15 protein-coding genes are annotated in these 22657 nt (G+C 69.3%); 6 read left to right on the forward strand and 9 right to left on the reverse strand.

The features are described 5' to 3' along the window. Positions 1–336: 336 nt before the first annotated feature. The 7 genes from ABZ885_RS18360 to ABZ885_RS18390 all read right to left on the reverse strand — a co-directional run bounded on the left by ABZ885_RS18360 (position 337) and on the right by ABZ885_RS18390 (position 8503). Positions 337–963 (reverse strand): hypothetical protein, encoded by a 627-nt coding sequence (locus ABZ885_RS18360; protein WP_360189150.1) that lies wholly within the window; start codon positions 961–963, stop codon positions 337–339. A gap of 17 nt (positions 964–980) precedes the next feature. Next, a complete protein-coding gene (locus tag ABZ885_RS18365) occupies positions 981–2045 on the reverse strand; it encodes an SCO0930 family lipoprotein (protein ID WP_360189153.1) in 1065 nt (354 codons plus the stop codon). A gap of 230 nt (positions 2046–2275) precedes the next feature. Next, on the reverse strand, positions 2276–3718 hold the full coding sequence (locus ABZ885_RS18370) for an NADH-ubiquinone oxidoreductase-F iron-sulfur binding region domain-containing protein (protein WP_360189156.1): 1443 nt from the start codon (positions 3716–3718) through the stop codon (positions 2276–2278). Then, a complete protein-coding gene (locus ABZ885_RS18375; protein WP_360189159.1) occupies positions 3715–4650 on the reverse strand; it encodes a hypothetical protein in 936 nt (311 codons plus the stop codon). Before ABZ885_RS18375 ends, ABZ885_RS18370 begins: the two co-directional genes overlap by 4 nt. 165 nt (positions 4651–4815) lie before the next feature. After that, the gene (locus tag ABZ885_RS18380; protein WP_360189161.1) at positions 4816–6207 is read right to left on the reverse strand and encodes a DUF1996 domain-containing protein; all 1392 of its coding nucleotides are present in this window, start codon (positions 6205–6207) and stop codon (positions 4816–4818) included. Positions 6208–6368: 161 nt separating this feature from the next. Continuing rightward, positions 6369–6992, reverse strand: a complete 624-nt coding sequence (locus ABZ885_RS18385; RefSeq protein WP_360189164.1) for a DUF4142 domain-containing protein — start codon at positions 6990–6992, stop codon at positions 6369–6371. A 608-nt stretch (positions 6993–7600) separates the two neighbouring features. Continuing rightward, the gene (locus tag ABZ885_RS18390) at positions 7601–8503 is read right to left on the reverse strand and encodes a helix-turn-helix domain-containing protein (protein ID WP_360189167.1); all 903 of its coding nucleotides are present in this window, start codon (positions 8501–8503) and stop codon (positions 7601–7603) included. Between the two features lie 737 nt (positions 8504–9240). On the opposite strand from ABZ885_RS18390, the gene ABZ885_RS18395 reads away from it, so the two are divergent. The 3 genes from ABZ885_RS18395 (at position 9241) to ABZ885_RS18405 (ending at position 13496) form a co-directional block, all read left to right on the forward strand. After that, positions 9241–10176 carry a LysR family transcriptional regulator gene (locus ABZ885_RS18395; RefSeq protein WP_360189170.1) on the forward strand — a complete coding sequence of 312 codons (936 nt, stop codon included), beginning with the start codon at positions 9241–9243 and terminating at the stop codon, positions 10174–10176. A gap of 400 nt (positions 10177–10576) precedes the next feature. Then, positions 10577–11266 (forward strand): transglycosylase family protein, encoded by a 690-nt coding sequence (locus tag ABZ885_RS18400; protein ID WP_360189173.1) that lies wholly within the window; start codon positions 10577–10579, stop codon positions 11264–11266. A 523-nt stretch (positions 11267–11789) separates the two neighbouring features. Then, positions 11790–13496, forward strand: coding sequence for an RICIN domain-containing protein (locus ABZ885_RS18405; RefSeq protein ID WP_360189175.1), 1707 nt, complete (start codon positions 11790–11792; stop codon positions 13494–13496). A gap of 169 nt (positions 13497–13665) precedes the next feature. Here ABZ885_RS18405 and ABZ885_RS18410 read toward each other — a convergent pair whose 3' ends face one another. Next, positions 13666–14409, reverse strand: coding sequence for a DUF6083 domain-containing protein (locus tag ABZ885_RS18410; protein WP_360189178.1), 744 nt, complete (start codon positions 14407–14409; stop codon positions 13666–13668). Between the two features lie 709 nt (positions 14410–15118). Here ABZ885_RS18410 and ABZ885_RS18415 point away from each other — a divergent pair. Continuing rightward, entirely contained in the window at positions 15119–15598 is a 480-nt protein-coding gene (locus tag ABZ885_RS18415; RefSeq protein ID WP_360189181.1) for a hypothetical protein, read from the forward strand. Between the two features lie 483 nt (positions 15599–16081). On the opposite strand, the gene ABZ885_RS18420 is transcribed toward ABZ885_RS18415, so the two are convergent. Further along, positions 16082–16276, reverse strand: coding sequence for a hypothetical protein (locus tag ABZ885_RS18420; RefSeq protein ID WP_360189183.1), 195 nt, complete (start codon positions 16274–16276; stop codon positions 16082–16084). Between the two features lie 825 nt (positions 16277–17101). On the opposite strand from ABZ885_RS18420, the gene ABZ885_RS18425 reads away from it, so the two are divergent. After that, positions 17102–17359 carry a hypothetical protein gene (locus ABZ885_RS18425; RefSeq protein WP_360189186.1) on the forward strand — a complete coding sequence of 86 codons (258 nt, stop codon included), beginning with the start codon at positions 17102–17104 and terminating at the stop codon, positions 17357–17359. A 274-nt stretch (positions 17360–17633) separates the two neighbouring features. Continuing rightward, a complete protein-coding gene (locus tag ABZ885_RS18430) occupies positions 17634–20813 on the forward strand; it encodes a CHAT domain-containing protein (RefSeq protein ID WP_360189188.1) in 3180 nt (1059 codons plus the stop codon). Positions 20814–22657 lie beyond the last annotated feature (1844 nt).

The following is a 22657-nucleotide window of genomic DNA, read 5'->3' on the forward strand; positions in this document are numbered from 1 at the left end:
CCGACGGCCCGCCGGGCGGCGCGGGCACCCCCGCCGGCCGCGGCCGTGGACGCCCCCGCTCACGGCTGCCCGACCACGGCTCCGGCCCCGGCCCCTGTGCCGCCGGCGGCGTCACCCCGGCCCCCGCCTCGCGGCTCCGCACGACTCCCCCGGAACGCATCGCTGCTCACCTCCTCGCACCCCGGCCCCGGCCTTCCTGGCCGGCGGCCGCGCGGGCCGCCGGCCGGGAAGGCCCGGACGACGACGGCGGTGGCGACGCGACGAGGACTCCCCGGGCCCAGGCCCGGGGAGTCCCGTGGTGTCACCACCGCCCGATCGGTCGGACGTCCGCCGGGATCAGCCGGCCCCGGCGGGATCGTTGCCGGCTTCCCCGGCACCGCCGCCGGTGTCGCCGTGCTCGCCGCCGTGGTCGGCGCCCCCGGCGGTACCAGCGGCACCGGCATGGTCGGCGCCCCCGGCATCCCCGGCATCCCCGGCGGTACCGGCGGCACCGGCGTGGTCGCCGTGGTCGCCGTGGTCGCCGTGGTCGCCGTGCCCGGTGTGGTCGGCGCCGTCCGTGATCACCCCGCCCAGCTTCGTGTGCAGGAGGTCCGCCGTGCTGTCCGACAGCACGACCACCCACCGGTCACCCACCAGGTACGACCCGCCGTACTCCTCGGCCCCCGACGTCCAGGTCGTCTGGGCGCCGGTGGTCGGGAAGGTGGCGATCCACACCTCGTCCTCCCCGAGGGTGCAGAGCCCCTGCCGGAGGTCGGTCGTGTCGGCGGTGATGTCGGCCTTGCAGCCGATCCGCTGGGCCAGGTCCTCCACCGAGGCCCGGGAGGCGCCGGCCGACGTTCCCGACGGGCCGAGCAACCCTCCGGTCCCGCCGACCAGTTCGCCGACGCCCAGGACCAGCAGGACGGTCAGCGCGGTCCACTGGAGCGCGCGGCGGACGGTCCTCCGCGGTCGGACGGGGGCCACGGTGGAGTCCCAGGGCATCACTTACCGGTCACCGGCTTCCCGGCGGCGTTGATGGCGAACCAGAGGTTGTCCTTGCCGTTCCCGTTGGCGTCACCGGGGGCCTTGTCGCCCGTGAAGGTGTAGACCGGCTTGCAGTTGACGGACAGCTGCCAGGTGCCGTCGGAGCGCTGCAGCTTGCCGATCAGCTTCGGGTCCACGCCCGACACCTGGCTCGGGTCGACCACCGGCGCGGGCTTCCAGGTCATCGCGCACTGGCCCTCGCACATGGACTTCATCGGCCAGGACGGGTCCTTGGCGAACTGGTACAGCGTCATGCCCTGCGCGTCCACGACGATCTGCCCGAGCTGCGGGTTGGCGGCCACGGAGACCTTGGCCCCGCCGGTGGCCGGCTTCGGCGCCTCGCCGGCCGGCGTCTCCGCAGGGTAGGCCGGCGCAGCGGTGGCCGGGGCGGCGGAGGCCGAGGCACCGGAGGCCGAGGCGGCCGCCTTCTTGCCGTCGGGCGCCAGGGCGAACCAGGTGCCGCCGACGCCCTGGCCCTTGGTGTCACCGGCCGCGGCGTCCTGCGCGTAGCGGTAGACCGGCCAGCCGCCCAGCGTCAGCTGCTTCGAGCCGTCGGCCCGCGTGACCTCGCCGAGCATCCCGGCGTCGATCCCGGTCCCCGCGGTGGAGCCCTCCTTGCTGACCGGCGGCCAGGTCTTGGCGCAGCCGTCGTTGCAGTTGGACATCGGGGGCTTGGCGGTGTCCTTGTCGAACCGGTAGAGGGTGAAGCCCTGGCCGTCGGTGACCACCATGCCGAGCTTGGCGTCGTTGCGGACGGTCAGCGCTCCGCCGACCTGGCCGCCGCCCGCCGGCGCGCCCGCCGACGCGCCGCCGGACGGCGACGCACTGGAACCGCCGTAGGAGCCGTACGAGCCGTAGGATCCGCTGCCGGCCGGCGCGGCGTCCTGCGCCCCGACCAGCTGTCCGGAGCCCGACCCGGAGGAGCTCTTGGCGCTGCTGCTCATGCTGCCCCAGAGGGCCATCACCACGAGCCCGACCAACAGGACGCAGAGCCCGGCCAGTCCGTATCGCTTCGTCAACATGTTCCTTGCCTTTCCATCGGTGGAATGCGGCCTTCCGTGCCTGTGTGCGTGTCCGGTGCTCCGGTCCGGCGCCGCGCGCCGGTCCCCGGAGACGGGACGTGGGTGTCAGGGTCGATAGCCCTCCGGAACCTCTCGGTCGGCCCGCCGCCCGGACGGGCACCGCGGGCGACGCCGCGGACCGCTCCGACGGCACGGGCCGTGCTCCCGGAGGAGCGCCGGCCGCGCCGGCCTCACTGCATCCGCAGCGCGAGCGCGGGACAGCGGTCGACGGCTCGCGCCGCCTGCGAGAGCAGCCTCGCGGGGACGGGCATCACGGCCGCGGCGGGGAACCCGTCCGCCCCCAGCCGGATGACGTCGGGCAGGACACCGGTGCACAGGCCGTGGGCCTCGCAGAGCGTCCAGTCGACGACGATGGTGCCGGCGCTCTCCACCTCCGGCAGCGGCAGGACGTCCTGCGACGGCCGTCCGCAGCCGCCCTGGTACGAGTGCGCGACCAGGTCCTCGTCGAACGCGGCCAGGGACGAGGCCACGAACCGGGCGGCGGCGTCGGGGTGGCTGCACGCCCCCCGTCCGGTGACCGCCCGCATCCCTGCCTGCACCCGGTCGAGCGCACGCTGCCCGCCGCCGCGCACCAGGTCCTCCAGGGCCGAGGTGAGGTCGGGGAGCCCCAGGTAGCAGGGCCCGCACTGGCCGGCCGTCTCGTCCGCCATCCAGCGGGAGATCCTGACCACCTCCCACAGCGGGCAGGTCGTCTGCGGCAGCGGCAGGATGGCCCCGGCGCCCAGCGCCCCGCCGAGGCTCTGGAAGGACTTGCGGGAGATCACGGCCGAGCGGGCCGCGTCGGGGGTCAGCCACTTCCCGTGGTACCCGCCGACCAGCACACCCTGCCCGACGTCCAGCTCGCACGCCGCCAGGACGGTTTCGAGCGGCACCCCAGTGGGAGTCTCGACGATGGTCGCGCCGGCGATCGTGAGCAGCACCGTACCGGGTTCCTCGGGGAGCCCGATCTCGCGGTAGGGCAGCGCACCCCACCGGGCGGCCACGGCGAGCTGGGCGTACGTCTCGGCATTGGAGAGCAGCGTGGGGGCTCCTCCGACACCGCTGTCGCTGGTGCGCACGCCGCCGCCCCGGGGCAGGGCGATCCCGTTGGTGATGCCGCGGGCGAGCGCGCTCCCCTCGCCCGTGACGAACCGTTCGGGCAGTCGCACCACCTCCACCGGCGGCTTCACCGACCTCCGTTCGGCCAGCGCCCGGCGCAGGGACTCCTCGGTGTCGGCCCGGGTGACGCCGATCGCCACCCGTTCCGCGTCCAGCGCGGTGGCCGCGATCAGCGCACCGTCCACCACGATGTGCGGAGCGCGCAGGACCAGCGTGGTGTCCTTCAGGCAACTCGGTTCTCCTTCCGTTGCGTTGACGACGACGACCGGACGGGTGCGGCGCCGGGAGGACGACTTGACGACCGCCCTGAGCTTCCGGGCGAAGGGGAATCCGGCACCTCCCCGGCCGCGCAGGTCCACGTTCTCGGCCAGCTCGGCCAGTTCCTCCGCGCGCAGCGCCGGCAGCTGGCCGTGGACGAGGAGGTGGGAGCGGTAGTCGACCCGGTCCATGCTCTCCAGGCCGGCGAACAGGACCGGCCGTCCGAACCACATGACCGGCGGGGGGTAGGTGCTCACCCGTCCTGCCGCCTCCGTCCGAGTCCGACTCCGGCCAGGCCCGGCCCGGCCGCGAAGGCCCGGCCGACGGCCAGCCCCGGCCCGCCGGTCACGGCCGGCCCCGCGACCACCGGCATGCGGACGGTGGCGGCGTCGGGGTCACCCACCGGCAGGCGCGGCCCGGGGGCCCCGGGCCCGCCGGCGTCCGGCGGGAGCGGCCGTACGGGGGCCTGGCGCGGGCCGGAGCGGTCCTGGAGGAGCAGCCGGACCGTGAGTGCGGCCGCCACGCCCACGACGGCGACGCCGTACAGCATCACCACCCAGGGGGCCGCGAGCCGGCCCGACTGCAGCCCGTGGACCAGGCCCGCGCCCCAGGCCGGGTACGAGAACAGGTGGATGACCCTCCACCGGCGCGCGTCACCGGAGCGGGCGAGCCTTCCCCGGGCCGCCCCGGCGAGCGCCACCGCGGGGAACAGGTACCCCGCGACGGTCCCCAGTCCGAAGACCACCGGCTTGACCGGGTCGGCGAACGGCACGAAGGCCGCGAGCGCCCCGATCTGTCCGACGATCAGCTTCATCCAGACGTGCAGGGCCAGGAAGACGACGCCCGCCACGCCCATCGCGCGGTGGACGGCCTGCGCGACGAGCCGGTGCACCGGGCTGAGGACCAGCCGGTCGGTCGCCGCCAGCCCCCACAGGACCGCGGAGGTGAACGACACGAGTGCCAGCACACCGACGGCGAACGTCAGGAACGCCTGCAGTTTGGAATTGACGACGATGGCCGTCACGCCCAGACCCGCCGTCAACAGCGGCAGGAACGACCACGGACCCGGCCGTTTGCGGCCGCCCTCCGGGGGCTGCTCGCCCTCGGCCGCCACGCGCGCCCGGCCGGCCCGCTCGGCGCCCGCTGCCGGGCCGAACCGCCGTGACCGCCGCCTCTGCCCTCTCACCATTGCTGAGCCCTCCGGCCTCGTCCTGGACCTGCTGTCGAATCCGATGTCGGGATCCCGGCGCCGGCCGCGCGAGGAGCTGCGATCGCTCCCCCGCTCCGGGCCGCGCCCTTCCGTTGCTCTCCGGGAACCGGCCCGCTCCGTGCGGGCCGGCCCCGGAAGGGGCGGTCACCCGCAGCGACGCCCCTGGTTGATGCAACTGACCATCTGGTCCAGCAGGCCCTTGTTCATGTTGTTGATGAAGTCACCGTGATCGGTGATCGGGTTGTGCAACTGCTCGGGGAAGCTGTCGACGGCGAACCGGACCCCGGCCGGCACGTCGTAGGCGATGCGCTGCGTCAGCTGCGGGATCGCCTTGAAGTTCTTCGGGCACGCACCCGACTTGTCGGAGAACGCCGTGTGGGTCCGGTGGTTGGCGCTGTCGATGTTCTTGCCGTCCCAGCAGTCCGGGAACTTCAGCGTCCGGACGACCCTGCTCCCCTTCGGGCAGATCGGGTACTTGTCGACGAGCTGGCGGTTCTCGAAGCCCGTGCAGCTCCACGACGCGTGGGCGTTCGCCGGCCCGTTGGTGAAGGCCTTGGCGTCGCCGGTGATGATGCGCAGGAACTGCTTCATCGGCTGGACCTGGTTCCCGACGGCGGAGGTGTACGTGATGTTCGCCTCGGCCGGCTGCAGGATCCGCCCCACGTTCTTGTCCTTGCCGCCACCGGGCGCCTTGGCGTCCTTCTCGTTGGTGCCGTCGAAGACGCGCAGGACGGGCCAGTAGTACGCCGAGGCGTCACCGTTGGAGCAGGTGGTGCCGGATGCGGCGAGTTTGGCGTTGGAGGAGAACGCGTCCGTGGCCACGTTCCCGACGTAGTCGTGCATGTGGTGCGCGCCGTTGCTCACGCCGGGGGCGACGATCACGTTGTCGGGGTTGAGGTGGCGGTTCTCGTTGCGCCCGCACTGGGACGTGAAGGAGCCGGTGGCCGACCCCTTCTTGGCGGGCGCCGTCACGTTCGGGGAGACGCTCTTGATGTCGGTGAACCCGTTCTTGGGGAGGGACTTCACCTGCGCGGCGGCCTTGGTCTCGGCGACGGCGCCGCCCATCCCGTCGGCGCTGAAGCCCTTGGCCGCGTCCTGGACCACCAGGTCCTTCCTGACCGTGCACCTCGCCATGCCCGCGAGGTCCTGCGGCAGGCCGGAGTCGGGACCGGCGCTGTCCGACAGCTTCTTCAGGGTGTCCGCGCGCTTGTTCGCGAGATCGTCCATGACGCGCTTCTCGTTGTCGCCCGGAGCGGACGCGGCCAGCCGGTTGTAGGCGTCCGCCACCTGGACGTCGAGGTCGGCGAGGTTCTTGTCCACCGAGTCCTGGGACGCTTCCGGCACCTCGTTCAGGGCGACCCCGGCGTCGGCGCAGGCGACGGTGCCGACCTGCGGGGACGCCGTCCGGGAACTCCACGGCCGGGTGCCGGCGAAGGCCACCGCCGTGATCGTCCCCACCGCACCGGTGCCCAGGACCACTGCCAGCAGCAGGGCACCGGCCCTTCTCTTCTTCGCACCGCGTTTACGGGTCTTCATGTGATTCACACTCCTCAGACGGGATCGGGCCTGCCGTGCAGGCCGCGGACAGCCCCCAGCGGGTCGTCGCCCGAGCGGGGTCGTCGCCCGGTGGGGTCGTTGTCCAGCCGGGTCGTCGCCCGGCGGGTCGGCGTCAAGCGGGTCTGCGTGCGGGTCGGCCTCTAGCGGGTCGACCCGGCGGGCGCCGGCGGGCGGCTCGCCGACGGAGCGGCCGAGCCGGACGGCAGCGGGGTGAGCTTGTCGAAATCGACGAGCCGGGTGTCCTCCAGGACGTTCATGTGGTCGAGCACCGTGCCGTTGGCCGTGTTCGCCAGGTCCCGGACCGTGGAGTTCTGGGTGCCGGCCCGCACCTGGGCCAGCACCGCGAACACCTGTCCGTGGGCACTGCGCAGGAGGTTCGCGAAGAGCTGGTCGAACTCCGGGCCCTGCGCGGCCTCCAACTGCCTCAGCCAGCCCTGCTGCTGCGCCGAGGGCTCGCTGGGCACGTCCAGGTCCAGGATCCGGGCGGTGGACAGCGCCGCCTTGTCGAGGTCGGTGTGGCCCTGGACCAGGTGCTGGCCGGCCGTCTTGACCTCGGGGGTGGTGCCCTTCGTGAGGGCCATCCGGCCTGCGGGGATCTCCCACAGTCCCGCCAGTCGCACCCGCTTGACGAAGTCGCGGTCGAGGTTGGTGAGCGGCCCGGTGGGCGTCTGCGTCACTCCCAGGTCGTCGCTCACCGGGGCGCTGCGATAGGAACCGACCGACTTCGCCACCGGGTACACCAGGGCGGCCGCGGTGAGGAGCATCGCAACGATGATCAGAAGGGTGGCGGACGACCGCGGAAGGCGGCTCACCAGGGGGAGGCTGTACGCGGCCGCTACCGGTCCGCGCTTCTTCCTCAAAGATGACATGGGGCTCTTCCTCCACCGCACCCGGAGGATCAGGGCCGCGCGGAACCCGCGGGACCGGTCGGGGCGGGTCTCGGTGGTGCTCGCGGCGATGACCCGCCTGCAACGGTCCACGGGCGGCGTGGCGACGAGGGATGACGCGGCAGCGCGGAACGGCTGCCACGGGGGGACGGCCCGGCTTCGGATGTCCGGTGCCGTCGGGAAGGGTTCACGGCCTGGTCCACCGGATCCACCGGATCCACCGGCCCGGCGGACCACGGACGCGGTCGGCGGCCGGATCTCGGGCGGGGAACGACGGACGGGTGCCTCGGACGGTGTGCCGAGCGGGTGACGGCGCCCCGGCCTGCTCCCTTGCGGGCCGCGGGGGCGGACGCGCAGGGGCGAGCCGTGCATCGCCGACGAGGGACGGGGGCGACGCGGGAAGCTACCCGCGCCGGACGGGGCCGGCGGCTAGCGGGCCGGCGTCAGCGGGTGGGCCGCAAGGGCCGGGCCGCGACGGGTGGGCCTCAGCGCCCGGCCGTCCGGCCGTTCCGCTGGGTCACGGGTGTCTGGAGCAGGGACAGCATCCCGGCTCTGCGGCGCAGGCGCGCGTACTCGGCCGCCATGATCTGGATCTTCAACGCCAGCAGGAGCTCGAACCTGGCCCGGGGATCGCGCAGCCCGCTGCCGAAGATCTTCTCCAGGCTCCGCAGCCGGTTCCGGACGGCCTGCGGGTGGATGCGGAGCAGCCGGGCGGCCGGGAGTGTGCCGCCACCCTCCAGCCAGGCGAGCAGCGTCTCCTCCGTCCACTCCCGCTGCTGCGGTGTCAGCTCGGCCAGGCGGGCGAGCCACTTGGCGGAGAGGCGACCCGCGAGCAGCGGGTCCTGGAACAGCAGGAGCGTCGCCAGGTGGTCATCGACGAAGTGGATCCCGCCGGAGGCGCCCTGCGGCACCATCGTCAGCAGCTTGCGGGCCCAGCCGAGCGAGATCACCGCGTCCTCGACCGGCACGACCGGCCCCAGCACCGCGGTCCGGCCCTCCAGCCAGAGGGCGAGCACCCGGCGCATGCCCGGCAGCGGGTCGGGGATCAGCAGGTGGGACAGGGTCCCCTTGGTGCCGGCGATGACCTTCGCTCCGGAGAGGCCCTGGGGCGGCGTCCCCGGCAGCGAGTACAGCGCCACCGCCTGGACCGTGGCCGGCTCGCGCCGCACCCGGCCCGCCTGGGAGCCGTGACCGGTGCCGGTCCGTCCCGCCGTGCCGTGTGCCGTGCCGCCGTGGCCCTTCATGCCGTTCCGGCCCGCCGTCCCGTCACGGCCGGCGGCGCCGTGGTTCACCGTGCTGCCGTTCCCCGCCGGGCCGCCGTGACCGGCGAGCCGGCGTTGCGCGGGGTCCCGGCGGGCCACGGCCCCCGGCAGGGCGAGGTCGCTCATCGCGACCCCCTTCCCGCGGCGCCGAGACTCCCGTCGTCGGAGCCGCCCGGGATCGCACCGGCCCGGTCGGCCCGGACGGGACGCGACCCGGCACACCGCGACCGGGCGGCCGCCGTCCCGCCCGCGGCCCTCCCCAGCACGAAGAGTTCGTACGGAGTCGGCACCGGCGACCTGCTGACGGAGCATGCTTCCCGCATGGCGACACCTCTCTCTGGAAACCGTCCGCCCCAACCGGGCCGGACATGTTGAGAGACGGGCCGCCGGAGGTTTCGTCCCGCGGCGTTATCAATCCGTTATCTTTCTCGCGGCGCCGCGAACCCCCCGTCCGCCGCCGGATCCGTTGCCCCACAAGGGCCGCACGGGCACGCACCAGTGAGGCGGACGACCGTGCAGGAACGTGCACTTGACGCAACCTCGCCCGCTCCGGCCACTCCCGGCCGCCCGAGACCGCCGCCCGCACATCTCGCCGGGAACAGCTGACGCACCATCACATCCCCACGATCGCCGACCGCTTCGCTCCGGTCAGGAGGGATCACCGCCGGAGCAAGGGAGAGCCGCGTTGGGCACCCGAACCGACGAACGCCGTTCCGCCCCCGCGGTTGTATCGACCGAACAGGTATTCTCCGGGTTGCTTGTAGGCTGTGGCCCCCATCAGGGGATGACAGGTGCTGCGGGAGCCCGTCCCGCGACCCGCAGACCCGCATGCCCTGGACCACATCCACGCGATCGGGGCCGTGATGCGACTCAACCTGAACCAGCTGGCGATCTTCGCGAAGGTCATCGAATGTGGTGGGTTCTCCGCGGCGGCCCAGGTGCTGTTCCTGAGCCAGTCCTCGGTCTCCAAGCAGGTGCAGAACCTGGAGGCGTCCCTGCGAACCGTCCTGGTCGACCGCTCGGGCCCGAAGATCCGCCCCACCCCGGCCGGACGGGTCCTGCTCGCCCAGACCAAGGAGATGCTGGCGCTGGCCGATCACGCCGTCGGCGCCGTCCAGGCGGCCGCGCGCTGGCCGATCGAGCGCCTGGTGGTCGGCAGTACGGCCGCGGTCGGCGACTACCTGCTGCCGGCCGTGATGCAGGAGCTGCGGCGCCGCGAACCCGACGGGCTGTTCACGGTGGTGGTCAACAGCCCCGAGTGCCTGGCCGGCGCGCTGGAGCAGGGCCGGATCGGCGTCGGCGTGGCCGACGGCCCGCTGCCCCCCGGCCGGTACGAGTCCAAGCAGCTGGCCAGCGACGACATGGTGCTGATCTGCGCACCCGACCACCCGCTGGCCGGGCAGGAGGTCATGCCGGCCGAGCTCGCCTCCGAGTCCTTCCTGCTCCTCGAACCGGGCTCGCAGACCCGGCGGCAGCTGCTGGAGCTCCTGCACACCTGGGACCTCGTCGGCGCGCGCACCCTCGACCTGTGGGGCACGGAGAGCGTCCGCGAAGCCGTCCGCATCGGTCTCGGCGTCAGCCTGGTCCCCCGGCGCTCCGTCCGCTTCGAGCTCCTCCACGGCATCCTCGCCGAACTCCACGCCCACCCCGGCCCGGCCCCCCGTACCGTCACCGCCAACTGGACCCTCGCCCGCCCGCTCTCCAGCTACGAGGAACTCCTGCTCTCCCTGCTCCACGAGGTGGCCGACGCCCCCGCGCCGACCACGCCCCACCGCCCCGCCGAACTCGTCACGGACTAGCCCGGCCGCCAGCGGGCGGCAGGCCTGCCCGTGCCGCCGGGTGCACTTTCCGTGCGGCGGATTCCCCGTCGCCCTCGATGCGCCGTTCACCGCCGGCGACGAACAAGCCCCCCGGTGTCCGCACTCCTGGTCCACGACGGTCAGGTGCGCCTGCTCTGGCGCCGGCGTCACCCGGGCGGGCCCGCACACCCGGATGCGCATCGCCGGACCGTCGACCATGCCGCAGCCGCGCCGTCCTGCGCTCCGCCCTCACTCCTGCGGTGAGCTTCGCTGTTCGGGTGGTGTCGGACCGCCGACCGGATGAGATCAGGGCCCCGTCGGCAACCCGGGACCGCCGCATGGTGCATGGGTGGAGAAGGCGCTTCGGCGCCCGCCCCCTGTCCCCAACTGCGGAGCATTCATGTCACCGCTGTCCGTGGCCCGTCGCCTGTTCGCCCGTCTCCTGCTCCCGCTGCTCGCTCTCGCCGCCGCGCTCGGCGGCCCCGGCGCGTCTCCGGCCGTTGCGGTCACCACCGGCGTCCTCGCGGGCGTCGACTGGGACGCTCTCGCCCGCTGCGAGAGCGGGGCCCGCTGGCATGCCAACACCGGGAACGGCTACTACGGCGGGCTGCAGTTCGACGTGGCCACCTGGCGCGGCAACGGCGGCCTCGCCTACGCGCCCCGCGCGGACCAGGCGACCCGCGAACAGCAGATCACCGTGGCCGAGACCCTGGCCGCACGCCGCGGCCTCGCGCCGTGGCCCGCCTGCGGAGCCCGTGCCACCCGCGGCACCGACCACCCCACCGCCCGCGCCGGTACTCACCCCCGCGCCCACACCCAGCGCCCGGCGCAGCCACGACCGCACAGCCCCGCGACGTCCACGCTCGGCACCGACGACGCCTCCGCAGCAGACGAACCCTCAACCAGCGCGGAAGACCGGGACGCGGACAGCCCGGGCACCTGGACGGTGCGTGCGGGCGACACCCTCGACGGCATCGCCCAGGCCTCCGGTACCCCCGGCGGTTGGCCCACCCTCCACACGCTCAATCACGAGACCATCGGGGACGACCCCGACCTGCTCCTTCCCGGCCAGGTCCTGATCCTGAGCTGAGCTGCCCCGGTCCGGCCGGTGTCGCCGTGGGCGGATGCGCGGACGGGACCGGTTGCCCCCTCGGACGAGGTGGCGGCAAGCGGGCCGGCGAACCCTTCAACGACCGGGTCGCTGCCGTTCTCGAAGCCGACGACGGCGAAGCCCGCTGCTCCGGTGTCCCATCACGTTCCTTTCCCTGCGCGAGGGCCCAGGGTGTCCCCGTCTGCCCATCTCGACTGCAGGGGCGCGTTGTTGACGGCCTGTCTCGCAATATCTCAACGCTCAGAACCTCCACGAGATGGGCCTTGACGCGGGAAGTTCATTCCGGCCAACATCCTCTACCGGCGAGTAGAGAAGTCACCGCGGGAGGCCCCGACGCCCGCTCGGCAAGCCGTGGGAGCGCGATTTCCGCACTCGAATCCGCCTCCGCGACATCAATTGCCCGTGGCTTTCCGGCTACAGCCTGCGACGTTCGCGCCCCGCCACCGCGCCGCGTGGTGACCGATCGACCACAACCCCACCAGGGGCGCACCGAGGAGAAGAGATGTCGGATTCGGTGACCGACGTGGCCACGGATGCCGAACTGGCCCGCATGATCCGGGAAGGACGCGAACAGGACTCCGCGGCACTCGCCGGCATGGCACACCGCCACAGGGAGTCGGTGGTGGCCTACGCCAGACTGTTCTGCGGGGAGGACCGCGCGGCGGAGGAGCTTGCGGACGAGTCCTTCGAGCGGACCCTGGAAGCCGTCCGCGCCGACGCCGGGCCGACGGCGAGCTGGCGGCCGCACCTGCTGGCCGAGGTGCGGAGAGCCGCGGCCGGGTGGGCCGACACCGGGCGCGAGGCGAGGCTGAGCGCCGGCTTCCTCGCCTGGCTCGGCACGCTGCCCCGGCCGGATCCGGCGGCCCCGTCGGCGCGGACGGCGGCCACGGCAGCGGAAGCGGATTCGTTCCTCCTGCGCGCGTTCCTGAGCCTGCCGGAGTACCGGCAGGCAGCGCTGTGGCACTGCCTCGAGGAGCCCACCGGTCACCCGCCGGAGCCTCGACCGAAGCCGGACGTACCGGCCCGGCAGATCCTCGACGACGCCTACCTGCAGGTGCACGCCGCGCGGGTCCCCCATCGGTCGTGCCGCCACCTGACCGCCGCCCTGGGCGAATTCGTCCGGAACGGCACCTCCGACGACACCACGGACCTCGACCGTCACCTCTCGCGGTGCGACAGCTGCGGTCACGCCCGAGCGGTCCTGGCCGCCATCGACCTGTGGCAACGGCCGGTCCTGCTCCGGGGATTGCTGCTGTGGACGGGAGAACCGTCATCGCCGCCCCTGCCGGTGGTCGTGGCCGACGCCCGGCCGGTGCCGACGGCCGCACCGCGATCCGCTCCCCTCGGCCGAGTGTGTCCGCCGCACGCCACCGGCCACCGCCCTGGTGGGCGACGCGCACTGGCGTCCCTCACCGCCGTAGGGGCCTGCGCAGTGGCGGCGCTGCTCGTCGCCGGTGTGCTTCTCACGACCACGGGCCCGGCAACGCGCCCTGCACTGACCGGCACCCACCCACTCCCCGGCTCCGCAGGGCCGACACCCCTGACGAGCCCCGCGAGCACGGGAGCGATGACCCCCACGGACTCGCCGTCGGCCACTTCGTCGCCCCCTCCGTCGCCCCCTCCGTCGCCAGAAGCCCCGACCCCCTCGGCACCGGCCTCCCCGTCTCGCAGCAAGTCGACCGCTCCCGCCACGGCCTCCCCCACCCCGTCGCCCCCACCGCCGACCGTGGTCGTGGCACCGCCACCGACCGTGCCCGTCGGCCTCACCCTCCTCAACAGGAGCTCGGGACTCTGCGTCGGCATCGCCGACCGCAGCGCCGACAGCCCGCTGCAACTCCAGCAGTGCACCGGCCAGACGTCCCAGCGCTGGGAGCGCCTGGCAGCCGATCAGGACGTCTACCGGCTGCGCAACGTGGAGACGGGAACATGCCTGGACGGGACCACCTACGGCGGGAACACGGTCGCGGTGATCCTTCGAAGCTGCCGGTCCGGTGCACAACGCGCCCAACAACTCTGGCGGTTCGAACCGGACGCCAAAACCGGCGCCGTCCGGCTGTGGTTCGTTCCACCGGTCCCGTCCAGCGACTACGCCTCCCACCTGCTCGGCCCGTACAACTGGCCGGAGGCCGACCCACCGCGCATCGGATCACCCTTGGTCCAGCTGCCCGACTACTACCACTCCAGCAGCTTCCTGTTCACCATGGCGTGAGCAACTCGCGAGCACGGCTGGACCTGGCAAGTCCTCCCAACCGCTCCCGCCGGACGACCAGCAGCAGCCCGGCGGTCCCTGCGCCGACAAAAGGAGAACGGTCGCCGCGCCGACGCGGGGCCGGCACCGGCGATGACGCACACCGGCGCGACGCAAACGCCGACCCTCATCAACTGTCCCCGATGCGGGGGTGCGGCAAGGGGGGTGCATCCGGCCCGGCCCCGGGGAGGTCAGTCCAGCTCCAGTCGTTCTGGTTTGCGAGCCGTCGCAGTTGACCTTCGTTCTTCGGGGTCCGGAGAATCAGCCAGGTTCCTTCGACGCGCTCACCCATGCGGTTGAGCGCAACGTAGACCGGATCGGCCAACGCACCAGGGTCGACGGCCCGGACCTCGAGCCAGTCGTCCCAGCGCGACACATCCACCGCCGCGGCGTCACGATCACCGACCTCCCTCTCCGTGAAGAGCGCCCCCTCCTGCTCCGCAGCCGGCGAGATGCCGTACTCGTTAGGGGCAAGGTTCAGCGGCGTGTCCTCGCCGGTAACGATCCGATAGCTGCGGCCCCGGACTCCGAGCATCCTTCGCACTTCGTCGAGTTCGGGTTCCAAGGTGCCAACCCTGGCGGGACACACGGCATAGTGGATCACCCGACACCGTCCCGCCTTCCGGCCGGGACGCACCAACCCTTCGTCATCCTCGTGCCAGGCGACCCTGGCTGGGACTCGATAGCTGGGCAGGTCCTTGGGCTGCAGGGGAATCCACTTACCTCCGGTGGACATCTTCCACTCGACCGTGGTCAAGCATTCCTTGCAGCGCGAGTAGGGAGTGTAGTTCTCTCCCACCGGCCTGCCGATCGCGCTGGCCCAGGTCTCCAGAGCCTGTCTGCGGGCGTCGCCACCCTCATCGTTCCTAGCCATTTCCGGAAGGCCTCGCAGTTCTGACGCATCATCAAAAACTGTTCAGCAGCAGAATAAGCGGCCGTTCCCACGGCTGGTCGTTTCTCGCACAGGCCGTTGACGCCCTGGGATCGCTCGACCACCCGGAGCAGCCCCTGGGACGCCGAGATGACACCGACCTGGAGCGGCCTTCCGAAGCCGGCCGGCGCGCTCGGGCGCCCGGCCGTGTCTCCGCCCGCGGGCGGAATCCAGTCCTCAAGCCTGGCGAGGTCCTCCAGTGATCGGCGCAGCCGTGCGCCGGACGCCCGTGGGACTGCCTACCGGAACCGCAAGTGGGCCAACTTGGGCCGGAGATCTGGTCGGGGACGGCCCACCCTCGCCTTGGTGGCAGGAGTCTCGTCCTCCCCAACGTCCTGGCGGAGGATGTCGACGAGGCCCTGAACCGCCCAGCCCGGCAGGGCCATGGCCGACGGGACCAGGAGCTTGGCTTGGCAATGGACGGCTCCCTCCTTGAAGACGGCTTCGATGATCCCGACGAAAGTGTCGTCCCCAAGGAGATCGGGGTGTCGGCCGCCACATCGGCCAGGTGCTCGGTGTCGGGGAGGATGACGGAGACCGCGGCGGGCAGGGTGCCGTTGCCCGCTGCGCGGGCGACCGCGCTGCGGGTGGCGGTCTCGTACCAGCCGGATCCCTCCACTACTGCCGATACTGCGCAGGTCAGGCTCCTCTTATGACCGGGGCCTGGATCGCCGGGCTCGAGAAGCTGGCCACCAGCCTGGTCCTGCGCTCGCAGGGGGATTTCGGCAGCTGGGGCGACGTGGTGCGCTTCGCAGCGTGCACGGCGGCCCGGATCGTCGAGGTCTCAGGGGCGCGCCGCAAGGACATCGACCGCAAGCGGTGGACGTGGGACCTGTGCTGGCAGACCACGACGGCGCCCGGCGGTCTGGTGGACAAGGGGATCAAGGGGATCAAGGGGATCAAGGGGAAGCGTCGCCGGACGGTGCCGCTGATCCCCGGAGATCCGCGAGCTGGTGGCGTGGCGCCGGGACGTTATCAGTCAGGACCCGATGACGCGATTGTCCCGGACCGGCGCTCGATCGAGCTGGTCGGCGAAGCGCTGAGCGCGCACCTGAGCGGGCCCCGCGAGACCCCTGGTCCCGAAGTGGTCCCGCCGATGCCCCCCGGCCGCCACCTGCGGCTCGTGTGCTGACCCGCCCTCGGAACGGCAAAAGCCCCGCTGGCCTGGACCTTCGTCCAGTCAGCGGGGCTCCGACATCACTGTCGGGACGACAGGATTTGAACCTGCGACCCCTTGACCCCCAGTCGCCCGGCGATGTTGACCTCAACCTGCCGTGCGCTGAACGGAACGCGTTGTCCGTGTTGCAGGACGAGGCCCGTGCGAGTCGATCTGCCGGGTGTGGTCCCTGGTTCGTCCCCAGCAATAAGGCTACGTCTCCCGATCTGCCGACCACTGTGGTGCGCTGCCAGAGGCCCCGGGGACACTCCCAGGTGCCGCCCCACCATCCAGGACATCATCCGGCCCGCCACCGGCCGCAGCCGGCGAGGGGGCGAGATCATCGGAATCCACCAGCCTGGTCCCCGTCCCGAACGGGCGACGGGACAGCAAGCCGACATCCGGCTGGGCCCTGCGGCTGCGTCGTATGACCATCGGCAGGCCCTGCCGGCGGGTCACCTACCGGCGAGCCATGTGCATGCGCATCTCGCTCTCGGCGTCGACGATCAGGTCGCCGGACAGATCGACTGTGACGCTGTGGACGGTGCCGGTGAAACGGAACGGCGCCCGACAATCGAGGCTGATGGCCGAACCGGCGTGGGCGCCGCAGGCCATGCCACTCGGATTGAAGGCGATCGGGGTGGTGACCGACATATCGGCTCGCGGGGACGTTAGGCACACCGCTACGACACCGTCCGACGCCACTCCCGGCTCGGACACCGCAGCCCCGTCGCCTACGCGAGCAGGCTCAGCACGACATCAACTTCGCTGACCGAGGCCGCATAGCCCGTGTCCAACATCCGGGTCAAGGCCCCTTCGCGCAAGGAATCACGCTTTCGTTACGCTTCGGAAGTGAAACTGCAGTGCGTAGCGATATTGGCTGACGGGCACGCAGGTGCGAAGCCCTACCCATGCGCGTAGCCTAGGAATCGAGGAACGCGCTCCCGCCACTTCTCGCCGTGGGGAATTCTGTATCTCATGAGCAAGGGTGTGAGGCTAGAGTCATGCGCGGACGAGGCGAAGCCCCTTGAATATTCGAAGATTGGCGCCTCTCGTTCCAGCTCGCGAAGGGAAGTTGCCAAAGTGAAACTGAGCCCCAATGCAAAAGCAACGCTGGTGGACGGCATAATGCGCCGCACAGTAACCATACTGAGGGCCAAGGACAGCCGCAGCGGCCAGGAAGTTCTTGTGGTCGATGAGATCGGGCGAGAATCCTGGGTTCAGGCCAGTCAACTAGAGCCTCCCGTTGAATGGGTGCAACCTACCGACCTTCCGAATTATCTGCCGCGGGATTAATGGGCCTCACTTGATTAGGGCTGCGGCTATGTGCATTCACGCCCGCGACCAGAGGATGTATAACACCTCCTGCCGCCTCACCCAAACTGCTCATTGCAGCCTCTATGATGACTATGGATTGACTGAAAGAAGCAACTCCAAAGGAAGCGCAAGAAACACCTCTCTATCTTATAGGTGATTTCAGTGGGTGACGACTACGCATCCCTGTCGACTGACGAACTATGCAAGATATTAGTTCTCGCCGACCGCGAGATGGACACCTGGACGGTGCAGACCATAATCAAAGTACTGGTCGATCGGTATCCTACGATGCAGCACGATCTTGTAAAGTGGGCCGAAGATCCAGTCCAGAATGCCAAAAACTCGCTCCCTCGCGTGGTCGGGATATCTCTACGTGATGTACTCGCCAGCGACACGCTGACATTTATGGGATCGCGTTAGAGCCGCTACTGCCCACTCGCAGATTCATTAGCGGACAAGTTCCGATAGAGAGGCCAGGGTCGAGGCTCGCAGGCAACCGGCGGAGCACATACAAGCGCTTCGCTTCGCCAGTTGCTATTGAGGAGGGTAACCCGACCTCCTACAGTCAGCGGTGACGCTCCAGAGTAGATCACCGCGGCAGCACCAGCTGATCGCTTCGGCCTGACGCGCTGGGCGCGATAGGCCAAAGGTTGCACGGAGCGATGAAATGGAGAATTCAGGGTTTACAGAAGGCGTGGATATCGGACTCCCGGCCGATAGAGCCCGACTTGAGCGGCTACTCAGCGAAAGCTCTGGGTCGCTTAATGAGCGGGCGCGAGCGCTGGTCGAGTTCTCGATTGAGCTGGCAGTTGCCGCTCGCAGCCTTGACATCGGGATGCAAGCCGCAAGTTCCGCTCTTACATTGCTCGACCAGGAGACGGAACCTGATCTCGTGCTCCGCAGCTATACCCACATGCAAGTAGGTGGGTTGGCGATGCAGCTAGGGGAATATGAGCAGGCCCGATTCCACATGGACCGGATGCGTCACTTCGCCGAGGCCGCTGGGGATCCCCAAGCACAGACGCGAGCGGAAATATTGCTGGCTAACCTCGCCAAGGCCCGGGGTGACCTGGCACAGGCACAGCAGCACTGGGGGAACGCGCTTCCCCTGCTCGAGGACGTAGACCAACAAAGTGGTGCACACTGGTTCATGGGAACGCTTGCCGCTGACCGGGGACACATAGCGGAGGCAAAGGAGCACGCGGAGCAGGCGCTGACTTTCGCAAAGAACCCGGTAGCCCAGGGCGCGGCCGAATTGCTGCTTGCTGACCTTGCGCGACGGCGCGGCGATCTCTACCAAGCCCAGCAGCATGCGCGGCGGTCGATTGATCGGGTTGAGCTTGCGGACAATGTGCTCGGACAAGGAGATTCGTACCTCTTCGCGGCCCAATTGGCGCGGGATCGGGGCGACCCATCCGAGGGGCAACGGCTTGTCTCACGGGCGTTGAGCCTGGCCGAGACGGCCACCGAGGAGCTAGAGCCTGAGGAGTTACACAGCTTCCTGAGCTACGCGCATCGCGTCGCGGGGGGTCTGGCACGGGACCGGGGAGATCTTGCGGAGGGACAACGCCTTGCCGATCTGGCGCTGGAGCTAGCCGGGGCCAGTGGCAGTCGTGCCGCACAAATCAGCGCGCACGACCTGCAGGCGCAACTGGCATGGCATGAGTGGGGCGATCTCGCCCGGGCGCGACATCATGCAGAGCAGGCGTTGGCGCTCGCTGAAGCCGCTGGCGATGTGCTCGCGCAAAGCCGTGCTCACGCCATGCTGGGTGAGCTGGCCGGGCGCGATCCAGCGAACCTCGCTCAGGTCCGAGAACATGTGCAGCTGGCGTTGAAGCTGGCCGAAGCTGCCGAAGACGTCTTTGAGCAATGCCACGATCATGCGGTACTGGGCGAAGAAGCCCGCGTGCGGGGAGACCTCGCGGCAGCGCAAGAGCATGCGGCACAGGCATTGCAGCTGGCCGAGGCTATCGAGCACCGGGTAGGACAGGGGAACGCCCACCACTTGCTTGCTGAGCTGTACTACGCGAGGGACAACGTTCCCGAGGCGCAGCGTCACCTGCAAGTCGCTCTGATATTGGCTGAGAGCGCTGGCGATGTACCTGAGCAGGGAAAGGCTCACCTAATGCTTGGTGACCTGGCACGCTTGGGTAATGATTTGTCTGGAGCCCGCGAGCACGCTCAGAAGGCACTCGATCTAGCCGAACGAGCAAGGAATGAGAATGGCGCTGCAAAGGCGCACGTGCTGCTGTCAAATGTACTAGTTGCTGGACCTCGGGAGGATTGGCCAGCAGCGCTAGATCACATCCTGGCAGCTGTACGTGCACGGGAAGGAGTGCGGCAGTGCGTAGCCAGCGCGGCCGACAGAGTCCGTATCCTCGCCGAATCTGCGGACTGGGACCAGATAGGGCTATCTCTAGCAGCTGACTTGCATGACGGATTCGCAGCACTGGAGCTGGCAGAAATCGGCAGAGGTGAGGCGCTATCGGAACTTCTACATTCCCGCGACACTCACCGTGATTTGCCAGAACCGGTCCAGGATCTCCTGACCCAACTGGAAGAGGCACACGCCAGCAAATCGGCATTGCTCGATCTGCAACCTATCCCAGATCAGCGGACCATTGGCCAAGGTCTGCAGGACGCGAGAAGAAGGACTCACGACGAACTCGACAAGCGGATCGCCCAGCTACACAGGGAATTGGCCACGCTGGTTGGCAGTGCGTTCCAACAGGTCTTCGCGGTCGAGCCGGTCGCCGTCGACCATCTACGTGCACGTCTACAAGGGAACGTCCACGCCCTGCTACTGAGGCTGTTCCCATACGACCAAGTGCCAGGCAGTCGATTGCTGTACTCAGTGTGGGTGCCTCCCGATCCCTCCGAGGTGCCAGTCATCGAGGAGAACATACTGACCACGGAGCAGGTCGGGTGGCTGACCGACCTGACCAACGCGAACAACGCGAACAACGCATACTTCGCTGGTTGGGACCTTCTGGATGAAACCGAGCATCGCTGGCGCCGCGAACTGGGCGACCAGCTGCTGCCGACCGAGCTGCGGAGACGATTGAGCGATCCCCGTTCGAGCAGGGAAGAAGATTCGCCGATCTTGCTGATCATTCCTAGTGGCGAGCTATGGGGGGTACCGTTCGCTGCACTCGATGTTGGGGGGAGTTATCTGCTGGACCTCGCCGCTCTCACATTGCTGCCTGCGTTGCGGATGCTACCTGATGACCTGCCGCTCGAAAAGCAACCGGAAGATAGGAGGAATGCGCGAGCTCTGGCCTACATGGCTGAAGTATCCGTGACAGCCGAACGCGCCCAGCTCATACACGACTATGCGGACCGATTGGAGGAGGAGAGCGACCCTGAACGCCTCGTGGCTAAGTTGCGCACGGGCGATCGCTATCAGCTCGGAGTCCTGTCCGTACACGGAGATGCCGAGCTCGGACTGGCGCACGGTCTGGAGCTCCGGCGCGATCCGCCATACAAGCTGTCTGCCGCACGTCTGCTCGGTCTTCGCCTTCCTCCTTACCTTGTACTCGGGGCCTGCTGGTCAATGCGAGTGTCATCCGGTCCGGGCGAGGAGCCAATCGGGTTGTCCACCGTAGCCCTTACCCGCGGCGCGGCCTCGCTGGCGACCGCAGTCTATCCAGTCCCCGACAAAGCCACTGGAATCATTCTCGCCATCTACTACCAGCAGTTGGCGGCCGGCCTGCCACCCGCCCATGCCTTGCGCAATGCCCAACGGGAATACATCGCAGAGGCGTGGAGCAACGCCCAGCGCGAGAGATCCGACGTAGAGCTTGGCTGGACCCCCGGGTACTGGGCCGGGCTGGAAATTCTCACCACGGAACCCCAGCGGAGGCCGGCGGGGTGATGATCGGCGGCACGAGCCGTCGCCTCCGCGTTGCAGCCCTTGGCTACGCGGGCCAGGCCGCGCAAGGAGTGCCATTGAGCTGTTCGACTTCACCCAGCGAGGGGCTTGAGATCCTCGACACCCCGCGGAGGTGGTCGTTTATCCGTCTTCGTCCGCACCCGTTCCGCCACCCTTTGCTCGAGTCGTCCAGCGACCCGTGTCGCGATCGAAGAACCATAAAGTTCCGGACTGCACCTCTGACAGATCCAGATCGTGTAATTGCTCGTAGGCCTCCTCGGGAAGTCCTTGCTCGAGAACAATTTGCGCACCGGTAGATCCGTCCTGAAATACCACTTCGCGGCGCTTTGCGCTTGATGTGTGGAATATTTTCTCGAGTGCACTCCGAAGTACTCGGTAGGCATCTTCACCTAGGCTGCCCAGAAAAGCATTAAGCGCCGGTAAGACCACAAGGAGAACAAGCAACATCGGGTCGCGGAACGTGGGACGCGGGCGAGAAGGGACCTGAAGGCCGATGGATGACAATGCACCCCGGAGCGACTCTCTCTGATCTTCTGACAGCCCTTCACCAAAGGTGATACAGGCTTCATTCGGTCCCGCCCTAGCCATAGTTCCTCCTGTGATGCTGGATTTGGATAATCTTGTCGAATGTCGCCTGGGGCGGCATGAGAATGCATCTTGGTTGGCGTCGCGCGAGTTACGAAGAGCCGCTATCCATTGACCGGAGCAAGCCCTCCACCACGTTCTTTAGGCTCTCAATCTATCTCGGGAGATAACTACTGATGGCTCTCCAGCAGGGCCAGACGCCTAGTCATACTGTCTGCCTCTTTGATGTATCCCTGATTGCGGGCATCCTCGATACTTCCCCTGATCATTTGGCGGGCCGCACCACTTTGAAGTTCGGGGTGTTCTTGAAGAACTCGCAGTGCCGATTGATCACTTGGCGCCCCAACGAACGCATTGAGAGCGTCCGCTAACTGCTGCATCGAATGCCCGACGACACTAGCCAATTGTCGAACGAACTCCTCATCCCCCGGATCCGATTGCCTCGACATTGCACTTCACCTCAGCGTGCATCTTGTAGAAACATAATCTTCTTGGTTTCAGGAGCCCCGAGAAGCGAACTGGTCCCTTATCCAGGCCAACATACTTTGGCGCTCACCGCACCTTCTGTCGCCTTCGGTCTTGGTGGTAGTGCTCCCGAAGACATTCCCCGGGGGCTGAGCTGGGGTTCTGGTCCGGGCTCGAGGCAAGGGATGACAGTGGCGTCGTCGGCGGGGCGAGGTGGACGCGGCCTGGTTGGGCCGGTGGGTCCCTGAAGTGGCGCGCGTAGTCGCGGCGGCCATCGACCAGAAGGTTGACGCGGTCCTGATCAACGACCGCTCACCACCATGCGAGTCTGGGAGTTCGAGGAGACGTCTTCACGATCAAGCGGTCCGGTCTCCGTCGATGCCCGGCCCGGCCCGTGCGGCCTACTGGAGATCATCATTCGCGCCAGCCGACAGCGGCATTGAACGGCGCGCTCGCCAGGCACTCCGGGACGCCGAGACGTTGCGGACGCGACTCACGCCGGCCGGGCCAGGAAGCGCTGGCAGGTTGGAAGCACGGCTGCTGGAAGACCACCGTAGGCAAGCCGGTCGCCAACCAGAACCTGATCCAGCGCCTTCGCCTACGTCGCCGCCGTCAGGTGAACGGCGACTCGTTGAACGCCATAGCTGACAGAGCCGCCAACGACGACGCCCCACCCCACAGTGAAGTTCCACCCTGCGGTTGGACACTTTCCGTCTACGCTGCGAGGGTGTGACCTTGCCGGTGCCGCTGGCGGGTCTCGAGTGGCGTGACGTAGC

It is taken from the genome of Kitasatospora sp. NPDC047058, from assembly GCF_040643935.1.
GTDB lineage: Bacteria > Actinomycetota > Actinomycetes > Streptomycetales > Streptomycetaceae > Kitasatospora.